Annotated in this window: 11 protein-coding genes; 5 read left to right on the top strand and 6 right to left on the bottom strand. The window is 73.0% G+C overall.

Translation table 11 applies throughout. The features are described 5' to 3' along the window. Positions 1–6 precede the first annotated feature (6 nt). Positions 7–3,570 carry a cobaltochelatase subunit CobN gene (gene cobN, locus ADL03_RS28005; RefSeq protein WP_053736554.1) on the top strand — a complete coding sequence of 1,188 codons (3,564 nt, stop codon included), beginning with the start codon at positions 7–9 and terminating at the stop codon, positions 3,568–3,570. Here cobN and ADL03_RS28000 read toward each other — a convergent pair. Next, positions 3,531–4,208, bottom strand: coding sequence for a metalloregulator ArsR/SmtB family transcription factor (locus ADL03_RS28000; RefSeq protein ID WP_053736553.1), 678 nt, complete (start codon positions 4,206–4,208; stop codon positions 3,531–3,533). The genes cobN and ADL03_RS28000 overlap by 40 nt on opposite strands. Before the next feature lie 78 nt (positions 4,209–4,286). On the opposite strand from ADL03_RS28000, the gene ADL03_RS27995 reads away from it, so the two are divergent. Genes ADL03_RS27995 through ADL03_RS49820 form a run of 3 tightly spaced genes read left to right on the top strand, consistent with a single transcriptional unit; the run spans position 4,287 to position 5,758 of the window. Further along, positions 4,287–4,664, top strand: a complete 378-nt coding sequence (locus tag ADL03_RS27995) for a hypothetical protein (RefSeq protein WP_053736552.1) — start codon at positions 4,287–4,289, stop codon at positions 4,662–4,664. Continuing rightward, positions 4,661–5,218, top strand: coding sequence for a GTP cyclohydrolase I FolE (gene folE / locus ADL03_RS27990; protein ID WP_053736551.1), 558 nt, complete (start codon positions 4,661–4,663; stop codon positions 5,216–5,218). Before ADL03_RS27995 ends, folE begins: the two co-directional genes overlap by 4 nt. Before the next feature lie 9 nt (positions 5,219–5,227). Beyond that, the gene (locus ADL03_RS49820) at positions 5,228–5,758 is read left to right on the top strand and encodes a hypothetical protein (RefSeq protein ID WP_053736550.1); all 531 of its coding nucleotides are present in this window, start codon (positions 5,228–5,230) and stop codon (positions 5,756–5,758) included. Here ADL03_RS49820 and ADL03_RS27980 read toward each other — a convergent pair. The 3 genes from ADL03_RS27980 to ADL03_RS27970 form a co-directional block, all read right to left on the bottom strand. Next, positions 5,755–7,848, bottom strand: coding sequence for an MMPL family transporter (locus ADL03_RS27980; protein ID WP_053736549.1), 2,094 nt, complete (start codon positions 7,846–7,848; stop codon positions 5,755–5,757). The genes ADL03_RS49820 and ADL03_RS27980 overlap by 4 nt on opposite strands. Before the next feature lie 44 nt (positions 7,849–7,892). Further along, positions 7,893–8,396: an EF-hand domain-containing protein gene (locus ADL03_RS27975; RefSeq protein ID WP_157529392.1), complete on the bottom strand. Its 504-nt coding sequence runs from the start codon at positions 8,394–8,396 to the stop codon at positions 7,893–7,895. Between the two features lie 102 nt (positions 8,397–8,498). After that, complete coding sequence (locus ADL03_RS27970; RefSeq protein WP_082373535.1) at positions 8,499–11,048, bottom strand: AAA family ATPase; 2,550 nt, start codon at positions 11,046–11,048, stop codon at positions 8,499–8,501. A 258-nt stretch (positions 11,049–11,306) separates the two neighbouring features. Between ADL03_RS27970 and ADL03_RS27965 the strand changes: the two genes are divergently transcribed. After that, positions 11,307–13,928, top strand: a complete 2,622-nt coding sequence (locus tag ADL03_RS27965) for a LuxR C-terminal-related transcriptional regulator (protein ID WP_157529390.1) — start codon at positions 11,307–11,309, stop codon at positions 13,926–13,928. Here ADL03_RS27965 and ADL03_RS27960 read toward each other — a convergent pair. Beyond that, positions 13,882–14,316 (bottom strand): lipopolysaccharide assembly LapA domain-containing protein, encoded by a 435-nt coding sequence (locus ADL03_RS27960; protein ID WP_231642340.1) that lies wholly within the window; start codon positions 14,314–14,316, stop codon positions 13,882–13,884. The two genes, ADL03_RS27965 and ADL03_RS27960, sit on opposite strands and share 47 nt — an antisense overlap. 52 nt (positions 14,317–14,368) lie before the next feature. Continuing rightward, positions 14,369–14,719, bottom strand: a complete 351-nt coding sequence (locus ADL03_RS27955) for a DUF742 domain-containing protein (protein WP_053736546.1) — start codon at positions 14,717–14,719, stop codon at positions 14,369–14,371. Positions 14,720–14,928 lie beyond the last annotated feature (209 nt).

Raw genomic sequence — 14,928 nt, 5'->3', positions numbered from 1 at the left:
GCCCGCGTGATTCTGCTGCTGTCGACCTCTGACACCGACCTGTTGTCGGCGCGTGCGAGTGGGGCCGGGTACCGGCTCGGCAACCCGGCGCGCACGACCGTCGACGACCTGCCCGCGCTCACGGAGGGGGTCGACCTGGTCGTCGTCCGCATCCTGGGCGGGCGCCGGATGTGGGAGGAAGGGCTCGACTGGCTGCTCGCGCAGCACCTGCCCGTCGTGGTGCTCGGCGGTGAGCAGCAGCCGGACGCGGCGCTCATGGAGCTGTCCACGGTGCCGGGCGGGGTGTGCGCGGAGGCGCACCTGTACCTCGCGCACGGCGGGCCGGTGAACCTCGCTGAGCTGCACAAGTTCCTCGAAGACACGATCTTGCTGACCGGGCACGGGTTCGCGCCGCCCACGGCCACGCCCACGTGGGGGGTGCTGGAGCGCGAGAATGCCGCGGAGGGGCCCACGGTCGCGGTGCTCTACTACCGGGCGCACCACGTGGCGGGGAACACGGCGTTCGTGCACGCGTTGTGCGACGCGATCGAGGCCAAGGGTGGCCGGCCGTTGCCGGTGTACTGCTCGTCGCTGCGCACCGCGGAGCCCGAGCTGCTCGACACGCTCAGGCAGGCCGACGCGCTGGTCGTGACGGTGCTCGCCGCCGGTGGCACGAACCCGGCGAACGCGAGTGCCGGTGGTGACGACGACGCGTGGGACGTGGGTGCGCTGGCCGCGCTCGACGTGCCGATCCTGCAGGGGCTGTGCCTCACGTCGAGCCGCGAGCAGTGGGACTCCAACGACGACGGGCTGTCGCCGCTCGACACCGCCACGCAGGTGGCGATCCCCGAGTTCGACGGACGGATCATCACGGTCCCGTTCTCGTTCAAGGAGATCGACGCCGACGGCCTCACCGTCTACGTCGCCGACCCCGAGCGGGCGCTGCGGGTCGCGGGCATCGCGACCAGGCACGCGCGGCTGCGGCACATCCCGGTCGCCGAGCGCCGGATCGTCGTGATGCTGTCGGCGTACCCGACCAAGCATTCCCGCATCGGCAACGCGGTCGGTCTCGACACGCCCGCCTCCACGGTCCGGCTGCTCAAGGCCATGCAGGACCACGGCTACGACATCGGCGACGCGCTGCCGGGGGTCGCGGAGCTCGACGGTGACGCGCTGATCCACGCGTTGATCGCCGCGGGCGGCCAGGACGTGGACTGGCTCACGCAGGAGCAGTTCGAGAGCAACCCGGTGCGCATCGCGGCCGCGGACTACCGCCGGTTCTTCGAGACGCTGCCCGAGGACTTCCGCGAGTCGCTGCGGGAGCACTGGGGCGAGGCACCCGGTGAGCTGTTCGTCGACCGCAGCAAGGACGAAGACGGCGAGATCGTCCTGGCGGCGTTGCAGAGCGGCAACGTCACCGTGATGGTCCAGCCGCCGCGCGGGTTCGGCGAGAACCCGATCGCGATCTACCACGACCCGGACCTGCCGCCGTCGCACCACTACCTCGGCGCCTACCACTGGATCGAGTCGAGCTTCAAGGCCGACGCGGTGGTGCACGTGGGCAAGCACGGCAACCTGGAGTGGCTGCCGGGCAAGACGGTCGGCATGTCGGCGTCGTGCGGCACGGACGCGGCGCTGGGCGACCTGCCGCTGGTGTACCCGTTCCTGGTCAACGACCCCGGCGAGGGCACGCAGGCCAAGCGGCGCGCGCACGCCACGCTGGTCGACCACCTGGTGCCGCCGATGGCCCGCGCGGACAGCTACGGCGACATCGCGCGGCTGGAGCAGTTGCTCGACGAGTACGGCAACATCGCCGCGATGGACCCGGCCAAGCTGCCGGCGATCCGCGCGCAGATCTGGACGTTGATCCAGGCCGCGAAGCTCGACCACGATCTCGGCCTGGACGACCGGCCGCACGACGCGGAGTTCGACGAGTTCCTGCTGCACGTCGACGGCTGGCTGTGCGAGGTCAAGGACGTGCAGATCCGTGACGGCCTGCACGTCCTGGGCGCGGCGCCGACGGGGGAGACCCGCGTCAACCTGGTGCTCGCGATGCTGCAGGCGCGGCAGATGTGGGGCGGTCAGGTCGCCGCGCTGCCGGGGCTGCGGGAGGCGCTCGGCCTCACCACGACCACCCGCGAGGACGTCGACGCGGTCGAGGAACAGGCCCGCGCGCTCGTCCAGGCGATGGAGGACGCGGACTGGGACGTCGACACCGCGCGCACCCTGCACGAGAACACCGACGTGCAGCGGATCCTGGAGTTCGCGGCGCTGGAGGTCGTGCCACGCCTCGCGCGCACGACCGACGAGATGACGCACGTGCTGCACGCGCTGGACGGCGGCTACATCCCGGCCGGTCCGTCCGGCTCACCGTTGCGCGGCCTGGTGAACGTGCTGCCGACCGGCCGCAACTTCTACTCGGTCGACCCGAAGGCCATCCCGTCGCGGCTGGCGTGGGAGACCGGCCAGGCGATGGCCGACTCGCTGCTGGCGCGCTATCGCGACGACAACGACGGCGAGTGGCCGCCGTCGGTCGGTCTGTCGGTCTGGGGCACGTCCGCGATGCGCACGGCCGGTGACGACATCGCCGAGGTGTTCGCGCTGATGGGCGTGCGGCCGGTGTGGGACGACCAGTCCCGGCGCGTCACCGGCCTGGAGGTCGTCCCGCTCGCCGAGCTCGGCCGGCCGCGCATCGACGTCACGGTGCGGATCTCCGGGTTCTTCCGCGACGCCTTCCCGCACGTGGTGGCCCTGCTGGACGACGCCGTGCAGCTCGTCGCGGCGCTCGACGAGCCCGCGGAGCAGAACTTCGTGCGGGCGCACACGGAGAAGGACCTGGAGGAGCACGGCGACCACCGCCGGGCGACGCTGCGGATCTTCGGTTCCAAGCCGGGTGCGTACGGCGCTGGCGTGCTGCCGTTGATCGACAGCCGCAACTGGCGCGACTCGCAGGACATCGCCGAGGTCTACGCGGTGTGGGGCGGCTACGCCTACGGCCGCGGTGTCGACGGTGTCGCGGCGCGCGCGGACATGGAGTCGGCGTACCGGCGGATCGCCGTGGCGGCCAAGAACATCGACACCCGCGAGCACGACATCGCCGACTCGGACGACTACTTCCAGTACCACGGCGGCATGGTCACGATGGTCAAGGCGCTGACCGGCAAGGCACCCGCCGCGTACGTCGGCGACAGCACGCGGCCGGAGGCGGTGCGGACGCGCACGCTGACCGAGGAGACCTCGCGGATCTTCCGGGCCCGCGTGGTGAACCCGCGCTGGGTCAACGCCATGCGGCAGCACGGCTACAAGGGCGCGTTCGAGCTCCAGGCCACGGTCGAGTACCTGTTCGGCTACGACGCCACGACCGGCGTGGTCGCCGACTGGATGTACGAGAAGCTCACCGAGAGCTACGTGCTCGACCCGGAGACGCGGAAGTTCCTGCAGACCTCGAACCCGTGGGCGTTGCACGGCATCGCGGAGCGCCTGCTCGAAGCCGCTGACCGCAAGATGTGGGAGCACCCGGAGGAGTCCACTTTGGACGCCCTGAGGGCGGCCTACCTGGAGACCGAGGGCGACCTGGAGGACGGCGCCTGATCGAGGCGCACGCAGCAGTGGCCCGGTGACGGGTCGAGGCGGGCGGACACCCCGCTCGCCTCGATCCCGTCCAGGAGTCCGCTGACCAGGCACAGGTTCATGCCGCAGACCAGTTCGGTGTGCCGCTGCGCCAGGCTGTGGAACGGGCAGTTGCCCAGCAGGATCGCGCCGTCCTGCTGCCGTGGTTCGAAACCGAAGTCCTCCAACGCTTCCGTGAGCACACCGGAAGCCTGCGCCGCCAGGTCCGCGCCCCACTCGTAGGCACGCCGGTTCAGGATCTCGCGCGGCGCCTCGCCCGTCGCCTGCGCCTCCAGCAACGCGTCGGTGAGCAGGTGGCTCGCCGCCTCGTAGCGCCGGTCGGGCAGTGACACCTCGATCTGGGAGTCCGAGCGCCGGTAGAGCTTCGCCGGCCGGCCCGCTCCCGGACCCGACCGCCCGGTGCGCCGTTCGTGGACGACGTCCAGCAACCCCATCTCGACCAGCTTGTCGAGGTGGAACCCGGCGGTGGTGCGCGGCACGGCCACCGCGGCGGCCGCCTCGTCCTTGCCCGTGGGCGTGCTCTGGCGGACCACGAAGTCGTACAGCCTGCGCCGGGTCGGTTCGTCGAGCGCCGCGACGGCGGCCACGGGATCGTCCATCTCTAAAACCTACTTCGGTTGACGAAATTTGGCGACCGGTTCTAAAGTCAGCACAACTTGTTTTTAGAAGGAGGAGCCATGGCACTGCTGACGCGCACCGATCCCACCCAGCAGGCGTACCTCGCCCTGAAGACCGTCTTCACGGTGGCGCCGGTCCTGTTCGGGCTGGACAAGTTCTTCAACGTGCTCGTCGACTGGCCCGTCTACCTGGCGCCGTGGATCGACTCGATCGTCCCCGGCACCGCCCAGACCGCCATGTACGCCGTGGGCGTGATCGAGATCGTGGCCGGTGTGCTCGTGGCGCTGCGGCCGAAGTGGGGCGGGCTCGTGGTCGCCGCGTGGCTCGCCGGGATCATCCTCAACCTGCTGACCCTGTCCGGCTACTACGACATCGCGCTGCGCGACTTCGGCCTGCTGGTCGGCGCGCTCGCCCTGTCCCGGCTGGCTGCCCGATGACCGGCCCGATCGACACCGAGGCGGCCCGGCAGGCGGTCGCCGACCTGCTGAAGGCGCTGGGCAAGGACCCGTTCTCCGAGCACCTGGCCGACACGCCGCGCCGCGTCGCGCAGGCCTACGAGGAGATGCTCACGCCGCGGACGTTCAACCTCACGACGTTCCCCAACGACGAGGGCTACGACGAGCTCGTGCTGGCCCGCGGGATCCCGGTGCAGTCGTTGTGCGAGCACCACATGCTGCCGTTCCACGGGGTCGCGCACGTCGGGTACCTGCCGGGCGAGCGCATCCTGGGGCTGTCGAAGCTCGCGCGGGTGGTGGAGATGTTCGCCCGCGACCTGCAGGTGCAGGAGCGGCTGACCAAGCAGGTCGCCGACTGGCTGCAGGAACACCTGCGGCCCAAGGGCGTCGGGGTGGTCATCGAGGCCGAGCACATGTGCATGGCGCTGCGGGGCGTCCGGGTCAGCGGAGCCAGCACGGTCACGTCGGCGTTGCAGGGCGTGCTGCGGCAGAACCCCGCGTCACGGCAGGAGTTCTTCACGCTGGTGCACGCGTAGCCTGCGGGTATGGTGCACCCCGGGGCCACGCTCACACCGCACTTCCGCGACTTCCTGCCCGCCTGGGTCGCGCGACAGGACTGGTACGCGGGACAGGGCCCGCTGCGCCCGGCCGGGTTCTTCCGGTTCGAGGACCCGGCGGGCGAGGTCGGGGTGGAAACCCACCTGCTGCAAGCAGGACAGGCGGTGTACCAGGTCCCGTTGACCTACCGGCCCGCGCCACTGGCCGGTGCTGCGCTCGTCGCGACCGCCGAGCACAGCGTGCTGGGCCCGCGGTGGATCTACGACGCCACCACCGACCCGGTCTGGCGGGCCGCGGTGCTGGACCTGGTCGCCACCAACGGGGTCTCCCAGCCGAGCGGCCGCGCCCTGGACGCGCGGGCGCGCGGTGAGCTGCGGCGTCCGGCGCTCCCGGAGGCGGTCACGATCCACCTCGACCGGCTGGTGGTCGCCGGCCACGCGGACGAGGACGCCGTCGGCGTGGTCACCGGGACGTGGAACGGTGGTTCCGGCCGGCTCGCCGTCCTGCGCGACCGCTAACCGTTCACGGCAAGGCGTTTCCGGCCCGGCGTCCACCACGTGAGGTCGCCGAGCGCCGCCATCGTCGCCGGCACGAGCAGGCACCGCACGACCGTCGCGTCCACGGCGATCGCGACGGCCAGTCCGACGCCGAACATCTTGATCGTCGGGTCCGTGCTGGGCACGAACGCGAGGAACACCCCGACCATGATCGCCGCCGCCGCGGTGATCACGCGGCCGGTGCCGAGCAGGCCCTCGCGGACCGAGCGCAGGTTGTCGCCGGTCTCGTGCCAGCGGCGCTGGACGTCGCTCAGCAGGAACACCTCGTAGTCCATCGACAGGCCGAACAACAGCGCGAAGAGCATCAGCGGCACGAAGCTCGGGATCGGCACCGGGCCGGACAGGCCGATCCACGTCACGCCCCAGCCCCACGTGAACACCGCCACCAAGACGCCGTAGGCCGCGCCGATCGAGATGAGGTCCATCACCGCCGCCTTCAGCGCGAGCAGCGGTGCCCGGAAGGCCAGCAGCAGCACCAGGACCGAGAGCAGCAGCACGGCGGCGATGACGAGCGGCAGCCGCTCGGTCACCCGGTCGGCGAGGTCCACCCGTGCCGCGGTGTTGCCGCCGACGTGCACGGTCGTGCCCGGCACCGGCAGGTCGCGCAGGCGGTGCACGAGGTCCGCCGTCGCCGGGTCGCCGCCCGCGGTCGTGGCGATCACCTGCACCGTGACGAGCTGCCCGGACACGGTCGGCGGCCCGACCGCCGCCACGCCCGGTTGTGCCGCCACCGCCGCCACGAGCGGGGCCGGGTCCACAGTGCCGCTCGCCTGGCCCAGCACCACGAGCGGCGTTCCCGCGCCCGGTCCGAACGCGGCGGACACGGCGTCGTCGGCCTGCCGGACGGCGGTGGCCTCCGGGGCGGAACCGGCGTCGAGCTGACCGAACCGCAGGCCCGCGGCGGGGGCGGCGAGCAGCGCCAGCAGCACGACCGCGACGCCTCCCGCGAGCCACGGCCGGCGCGTCACCCGGTCGGCCTGCCGGGCCCAGAAACCCCCGGAGCCGGTACGGGTCAGCCGGCGGTGCAGTGACCCGCCGCGGGCGAGGCGGTGACCGGCCAGCGAGAGCAGCGCGGGCACCAGCGTGAGGGCGGCCAGAACGGCGGAGAACACGGCGATGCCGCACGTCCAGGCGAGCGTGTGCAGCAGCGGCACCCCGGTCAGGGCCAGACCGGCGAGCGCCACCGCGACCGTCACCCCGGCGACCACCACCGCGGTGCCCGAGTCGCCGGCCGCGCGGGCGATGGCGTCCGGCACGTCCAGGCCGGAACGGGCCAGCGCGCGGAACCTGGTGAGCAGGAACAGGGAGTAGTCGATGCCGACGCCCAGGCCGATCATCAGCGCCAGCGTCGAGGCCTGGGCCGGGATCGCGGTCAGGTGGCCCGCGAGACCGACGACCTCGACCGTCGCGACCACCGACAACGCCGCGGACACCAGGGCCAGCACCGCGCCGGTGACGCCGCCCAGCGCGAGGAACAGCACCACCGCCGCCAGCGCCAGGCCGAAGAGCTCGGTGCCGGTCGTGCCGGACCCGTCGAGGACCTGCGCGAACGCCCCACCCGGCAGGACCCGCACACCCGCGTCGGCAGCGGGACCGGCGGCGTCGACGACCGCGCGGGCCACCGGCTTCGTGAGCTCCGCGCGGCGGACGTCCAGGCCCACGGTGAACCAGCCGGTGCGCTCGTCGCCCGACAGCGATCCGTCCTTTCGCGACGGTGGCCGCACCGACGTCACGTGAGCGGACCGCCGCAGGGAGTCCGCCGTCGCCGCCAGGACGTCGCCGCCGATCCGGTCGGGCGCCACCACGACCACGGTGCCCGCGGTGAGCGGTGCCTCCGGTGCGGCGGTCAGGTCGCGCACGAGCTGCGCGTCCGTGCCGGGCAGCCGCACGTCGTTGTCCGTCGGCGTGCCGAACATCCGCGCGCCGGCCACCAGCGCCAGCACCACCAGGACCCACGCGCCGACCACCGCGAGCCGGTGCCGCGCGCACGCCCGGCCCACCGCCGTGATGACCCTGGCGCGCAACGGAATCGGCTCGTCCCCCGGAACCACCGCGCCAGGGTAGACCCCGCCGCCGTGATCCTCCGGTGAAGTGGCTACACCGGCCCGAAGACGCGGGTGCCCGCGGCCTCCGCGTCGTCACCGGCCCAGAACTCCAGCCACAGCCCGGCGAACTCCTCGCGCGACAGCATGCCGTCACCGTCGGAGTCCAGCGCCGCGAAGTCCGCGTCGCGGTCGTGACCGAGCCACGCGGTGATCATCGCGTGGTACTCCTCGCGCGAGACGTAGTCGTCGCGGTTCTCGTCCACGGCACCGAACATCGCGTTCGCCGTCGCCGTGACCGCCTCGGGTGACCGGGGCAGCGCGTCCACGATGGACAGCACGTCGTCCACCGTCACCCGGTCCTGCCCCGCAGCGGCCGCGAGGGTCGCCCACCAGCCCATCATCACGCCGGACAGCAGTTCCTCGTCACCGCCGCGCAACGACACCCAGCGCGCCGTGAGCGCGCGGAAGTCGCTCTCGTCCAGGTAGCCGTCGCTGTTGGCGTCCATCGCGCCGAACACCACCGACACCTTGCGTCTCTGCAGATCGCTCGCCATGAGCAGGACCCTAGGCCGAATGCCGCAACGCCACCTATCGGCCGAACGGGTCCGAACGCGTGGCGTCCGGGGGATGCCGCACCCGGCACGCGGACGCACTCGTCACTCCACGTCAAGCGCCTCGGAGAGCTGCAACCGGCTGGAGACACTGAGCTTGCGGTACACGGCGGTGAGGACGTCCTCGACCGCCGCGGCGGGCATCAGCAGCAGCCCGCCGATCTCCTCGTTGCACCGGCCACGCGCGGCCAGCGTCGCGACCTGGTGCTCCACCGGCGTCAGCGCGGTCGGCCCGGTCTGCCGCATCCGCCGCGGCCCGGCACCCGTCGCCACCAGCTCGGAGTAGGCACGTGCCGCCATCGCCGTGGAACCGCACTTCTGCGCCAGGTCCACCGCCTCGCGCAGGCACGCCCGTGCGGCCGCGGTGTCACCCTGCCGCCGCGCCACCACACCGAGGTCGACCAGCGCGCGGCCCAGTTCGAGCCGGGCGGGGGAGCCGCGCAGCACCCGCACGGCCTCCTCCAGGTGCGCGCGCCCGGCGGCTCCGGCGGTGACCCGGCCGAGCGCGCGCAACGCCATGCCCAACGCCCGTGGCGCGCCCCAGCTCCTGGCCAGCTCGACCTCCTCCAGCGCGAACCGGCGCGCGCGTTCGCCGTCGCCCAGCGCGGCGCACGCCACCGCAGCACCCGAACGCCAGGCCAGCGCGGCGGGGTTGCGGTAGGGCCACAGCGCGCAGTGCCGGGAGGCGGCCAGGAACGCCTCCAGCGCCTCGTGGTCGTCGCCCTGCACGATCAACGCCCGGCCGCGGACGGTCAACATCCCGCCATAGGTCCACATCCGGCGCACCTCGTCGGTCGTGGTGGCCTCGATCAACGCCAGCGCCTCGTCCGGACGGCCCTCCTCCAGCAGGATGTCCGCGAGCAACGCCGCGTGCCACGCCGTCACCGCGTGCCAGCGCGGGTCCTGCCGCAGCTCGTCGGCGGCCACCGCCAGGTCGGCCCGCGCGCAGCCGAGATCTCCCTTGCGCCGCTGGACGTTCGCACGCATCACGGACACCAAGGCTCGCAACGCCGGTGCTTGCGAGCGGTCCACGTCGTCGAGGACGTCGAGCGCCGCGTCGAGCTGGTCGGCCAGGTTCAGCACCATCGCGGAGGCCAGCGCCGGCATCGCGCCGTCGGTCGACAACCCCGCCACGGCGTCGGAAGCGCTGATCGAGCCGGTCATCACGTGGTGCAGCACTCCGGCCGGGGTGTCGAGCGGCACCGACGACGGCACAGCCTCCTGCCACACCAGCCCGTGCACCACCAGGTGCGGGAACGCCGGGCTCGCCCGCAGCACGTCCACCAGCTCGCCGGGCCTTCCCTCGGCGTGCAAGGCGTAGGACAACGCGATCGCGGACTCCACGTCGTCCCGGTCGGACTCGTGGGCCTCGCGCAACCGGGCGGTGGCCCCCGGCAGGTTCCCGACCAGCTCCGCGATCCCCAGCAGCCGCAACGCCCGCGCCGGGTTCGCGACCGGTTCGCGCAGCGCCCGCCACAGCAACCGCGCCGCACCGGCGGAGTCGCCGTGGCGCACCGCCTCCCGCGCCGCCCGGTCCAGCACCCCGCCCGCCCACGGCTCCAGGCCCGGCGAGGTCTCCAGCAGGTGCTCGGCCACCACCCGGTCGGACGCACCGTGCGCCCGCAACGACCGTGCGGCCCGCAGGTGCAACGCGGCCCGCGCCGCGGCCGGCACGTCCGCCAGCACCGCCGGCCCGGCCACGCCCAGCAGCTCCACCGTGCGCACCGCCTCGGCCAGCTCGCCGGGGCTCAGCCCGGCCAGCTCCGCCAGCACCCCGGGATGCGGCGCCGGCCCGAGCACCGCCAGGCAGTGCGCCACCGCCACGACCGGGGGCGGGCGCCGCCGCACCCGCGCCACCACGACCTCGCCGGCCACCTCGGCACCCCGTTGCGCGACCAGCCACGCCGCGTCCGCGACGGCCGGCACGTCGTCCTCGGCCAGCACGCGCAGCAGCCGCACGGTCAGCAACGGGTTCCCGCCGGTTGCGTCCTGGCACGCGGCCACGAACTCCGGTGCCGGGGCGGGGAAAGCGGCCGAGACCAGCCGCGACACCTCGGCCGCCGACAGGTTCCCGAGCACCACCCGCCGACACCCCGCGGCGATCTCGGCGAACGACGGGTCGTCCACCCGTTCACCGGCGCCCACGGCCAGCACGACCGCGATCGGCAGCCGTTGCAGCCGCAGGGACAGGTAGGCGAGCCACCGCAACGACGCCGCGTCCGCCCAGTGCACGTCGTCCACCGCAATGAGCAAACCGGATGAAGCGGCCAAAGCCGTCGCAAGTCGATAAACGCCCTGCAACACCGGGAAGTCGGCACCGGACGCCGTCGACCGGAGGGCCGGCATGGCCTCCGCGGGCACCACCGCGGGATCCACCAAATCGAACAGCTGCGCCACGACGCCGAACGGTAAATCGATTTCCAGAGCACTTCCACGCGCCCGCACGACGTGTCTGCCGGAGGCTTCCCAGCGCGCGGCGACGTCGTCCAGCACCGCGGTCTTGCCCGTACCCGGAGCGCCTTCCACGACCGTGGTCGTACCCGGCGTCACCCGGTCGCTGATTCCGGCACACCACGCTTTCAGCCGGTTTTCCAAGATCTCTCCACAATCCGTGGGTGAAAGATCAGCAGAATTGACTCTAGGAGAAAGCGCGCCACTTGCCCAGGTAAAGGTAGGTGCGCTGGGGCCGTCTCAACAGGGTGGTCACCCGTATGATCCGCCGGGCAACTACTCGGACGGGTAGCGGCGGCACGGAGGCGGGCCCCAACGGACCAGTCGCGCCGGGCCCGCTCGCCGCGCGGGTCGTTGTGGCCGAACAGGGTTCTCCGCCACCGCGGAGCGAGGGGACAACGGGTGTCGGGGAGTCAGGACGGGGTGTTCCGCGGCCGTGCCGGCGAACGGGAGCTCCTCGACGGCGTGCTGGCCGCGGGCACCGGCGTGGTCCTGGTCGACGGCGCGGCGGGCACCGGCAAGACCCGGCTGCTGACCGAGGCCACCGCTGTGGCCGCACGGCGCGGCTTCGCGGTCGCGACCGCCCGCGACGAGCTGGACCAGCCGTTCCTGCTGGCCCGCCTGGCCGAACGCGAACCGGATGGCCCCACGCTGGTCGTCCTGGACGACCTCCACCTGGCCGAGCCGGGCACCCTGGCCGCGTTGCGCGCGCTCCTGCCCGCCACCACGCGGCAGCGGGTCGTCTGGCTGCTGGCCCGGCGCGCGGGCGAAGGCACCGACCGGTTGTTCGCCGGCCTCGCCCGCAACGCCGTGCGCATCGAGCTGCGACCGCTGCCCGACGACGTGGTGGCGGAGCTCGTCGGCGACCTCACCGGCGGAGCTCCCGACGACGACCTGCTGGCGCTCGCCGCGACCGCGCAGGGCAACCCCGCCGCGCTGCTCGGACTCGTCACGGCACTGTGCGAGGACGGGCACGTCGTCGTCGGCTCCGGCCGTTCCTCGTTGCGCACCGACTGCCCGCCGCACCGGACGGAGGCGCTGATCCGCGGCCGCCTCACCGCGTTGAGCGGCCACGCCCGGCACGTCCTGCAGGTCGCTTCGGTGCTGGGGCAGCGGTTCGAGCCCGGCGACGTCGCGGAGCTGCTCGGCTCCAGCACGGCGGTCCTGCTGCCCGCGCTGGACGAGGTGATCGGTGCCGGCGTGGTCGCCGCCACCGAGGACCGGCTGGAGTTCCGGCACGAGCTGGTGTGGCGGCTGGTCGCGGACTCGGTGCCCGCACCCGTGCGGCGCGCGGTGCACCGCGAGGCCGGTGAGATGCTGCTGCGGCGCGGTGACGGCGCGGTCGTCGCCGCCGGGCACCTGCTGCACGGTGCCCAGCGCGGTGACGCGCGGTCGGTCGACGGTCTGGTCGCGGCGGCGAAAGCCGTGCTGTGGCAGGCACCGCAGGCCGCGGCCGAGCTCGCCGTGCGGGCGCTGGAGCTCACCGACGAGAGCTCGCCCTCGCTGGCGCACCGCACGGTGACCGCTGTCCGCGCGCTGGTCGCGGCGGGCCGGCCGGCGGCGGGACAGGCGCTGGCGAAGGATCTGCTGACCCGGCAGGTGCCCGCCCCGGCGGCGGCCGGGCTGCGGCACTGCGTCGCGGTCACGGCGGTGCTCGCCACCCGCCACGCCGAAGCCGTGGAGATCACCGACGCGCTGCTCGGCGACCCCGACCTGGCTGCCGACCTCGTGCCGTGGGTGGAGATCACCAGGCTGATGGCGTTGCTCGCCCACGACCGGCGGCGGGCGGAGGAGCTGGCCGAGGCGGTCGTGGGCACCCGCAAGAGTGCGCCGGACGACGTGCTGGCCACCGCGCTGGCCGTGCTGGCGGTGATCGCGCGGGACACCGGACAACCCGGCACGGCACTGGAACTGGCGCGCGCTGCCGCGCGATCCGTGTCGTCACACGACCTGTGCGCCTACCCGCAGCTGCTGCTGGCGACCCTGCATTCCGGGCTGCGCGAGTTCGGCGAGGCCGACGGCGTGCTGCACCGGGTGCGCAGCGGCCCGTCCGCCGTGGTCACCCGGCAGCTGCTGACCGCGGTCGTGCAGGCGCGGATGTCGTTGCAGGCCGGGAGGATCGAGGAGGCGGCAGCCGAGGCGCGCACCGTGCTGGCCACCGCGGAGGACACCGGGCACACCGCGGTGGTGGCGCCCGCGCTGGCGGTGCTCGCCGTGGTCGCGCTGCACACCGGCGACCTGCCGGCGGCGGTGGAGCACGTCGAGCGGTACCGCGGTCTCGCGCCGGTCGACGGCATCGTCTTCTCCCGCGCCTACTACCACTGGGCCGACGTGCTCGTCACGTACGTGGGCCGCGGCCTCGACCCGGCGCTGGGGCTGCTGAACGGCGAGTACCCGGCGCTCGTGTCGTCCGGGCTGTTCGCCGAAGAGCCCCGTGCGGCCGGGTGGTTCGTGCGCCGTGCCGTGGAGGCCGGGGACGAGCGGCTGGCCAAGGCCGTGGTCGACCGGGCCGAGCAGCTGGCGGAGGAGAACCCGGACCTGCGGGCCGTGGCCGCCGCCGCACTGCACGCACGGGGCCTGCTCGACGGGGACGCCGCGTTGCTGGAACTGGCCTCGGCACAGCACCGCGACCCGTGGGCGCGGGCCAACGCCGCCGAAGACCTGGGCGCGCTGCTGGCATCGGCACCCGACCGCACGGCATCGGTGAAGGCGCTGGAGGACGCGCTCGCCCGCTACCGGGAGATCGGCGCGTCCCGCGACAGCGCCCGCGTGCTGGGCCGGCTGCGGAAACTGGGCCGGCGCAGACGGGCCGAGCCGGTCAGGCCCTCGTCCGGATGGTCCAGTCTGGACGACACCGAACGGGCGATCGCGAACCTCGTGGCGAAGGGTCAGACGAACCGGCAGATCTCCACGCAGCTGTTCATGTCACCGCACACGGTGAACTTCCACCTGCGCAAGATCTTCCGCAAGCTCGGGATCAGCTCTCGCGTCGAGCTGGTGCTGAGGTCCCGGGACGACCGGTAGGCAGCACGCGGTCGGCCTCGACGCGCTTGGCCTGCCTGCGCAGCTGCATGATCCGGGCCGCGCCCACGACCGCGACGAGCACCGCGCCGCCGATCGCCGCGAACAGCAGCGCCACCCCGAGCGGCAGGGTGCTCTGCCCCCACAGGAAGTGGATGGTCGAGTCGTTGCCGTTCTGCAGGATGAAGATCAGCAGGAAGATCAGCACGACGATCGCGACCAGGATCGCCACCCAGGTGCCGCTGATCCTGGTCGGTCGCAGCTTCTTCGGCGCGGCCGGGGTCGTGGTCACCGGCGGGGTCTTGATCGGGGTCGTCGGTGGAGCCGTCGGTGGGAGCTGCTGCGGGGTCTGCTGACGGGTCGGTTCGGTCTCGCCGCTGGGGGTCGCCACGGTCACCATTATCGGTGACCCGACCTCGTTCCGCGCGCTGGCCGAGCGTGCGTCAAAGCCGCCGCAGACCCGACAGAACCCGTTCGAGCAGCGCCATGTTCGGCTTGTCGCCCGGCTCGTGCACGGCGACGAGGTCGAGCGTGATCAGGTCGCTCAGCAGCACCCGCGTCACACCGAGCGGGATCTTCATGAGGGCGGAGATCTCCGCGACCGAACGCGGTTGCAGGCACAGTCTCATCATCTGGGACTGGTCCGCGGTCGCGCGGTAGAGCCGTTCCTCGTCGGTCGAGAGCAGCGTCTCCAGACGCAGGTCGTGGCGGGCCGAGGTGCGGCCGCCGGTGCGGGCGTAGGGACGTACCAGCGCGCTGTCCCGCGCGGATACCTGCGGTTCGTCTTCCAGCATCGGCCACTCCGGATGCGGTTCCGGCGGTCGTCGGCGCAACGGCTGCTGACGGGGTAGCTGTTGCGTCTCCACGCCGTTCGAGTCTTCCGTTCCATCGGCACGCAGTCGTCTGCGGGTTGCCGGCGACCCGAAACGTGCCCCCGTGTAACCGATTTCCGTCGCTCCCTCGTCGTGCACGTGCTCAAGCTATAACGAGATCGGCCAAATGT

It is taken from the genome of Nocardia sp. NRRL S-836 (assembly GCF_001279525.1).
Classification (GTDB): Bacteria; Actinomycetota; Actinomycetes; order Mycobacteriales; family Pseudonocardiaceae; genus Lentzea.
The sequence above is the reverse complement of the archived record's forward strand: the minus strand, read 5'-3'. Positions and strand labels throughout refer to the sequence as shown.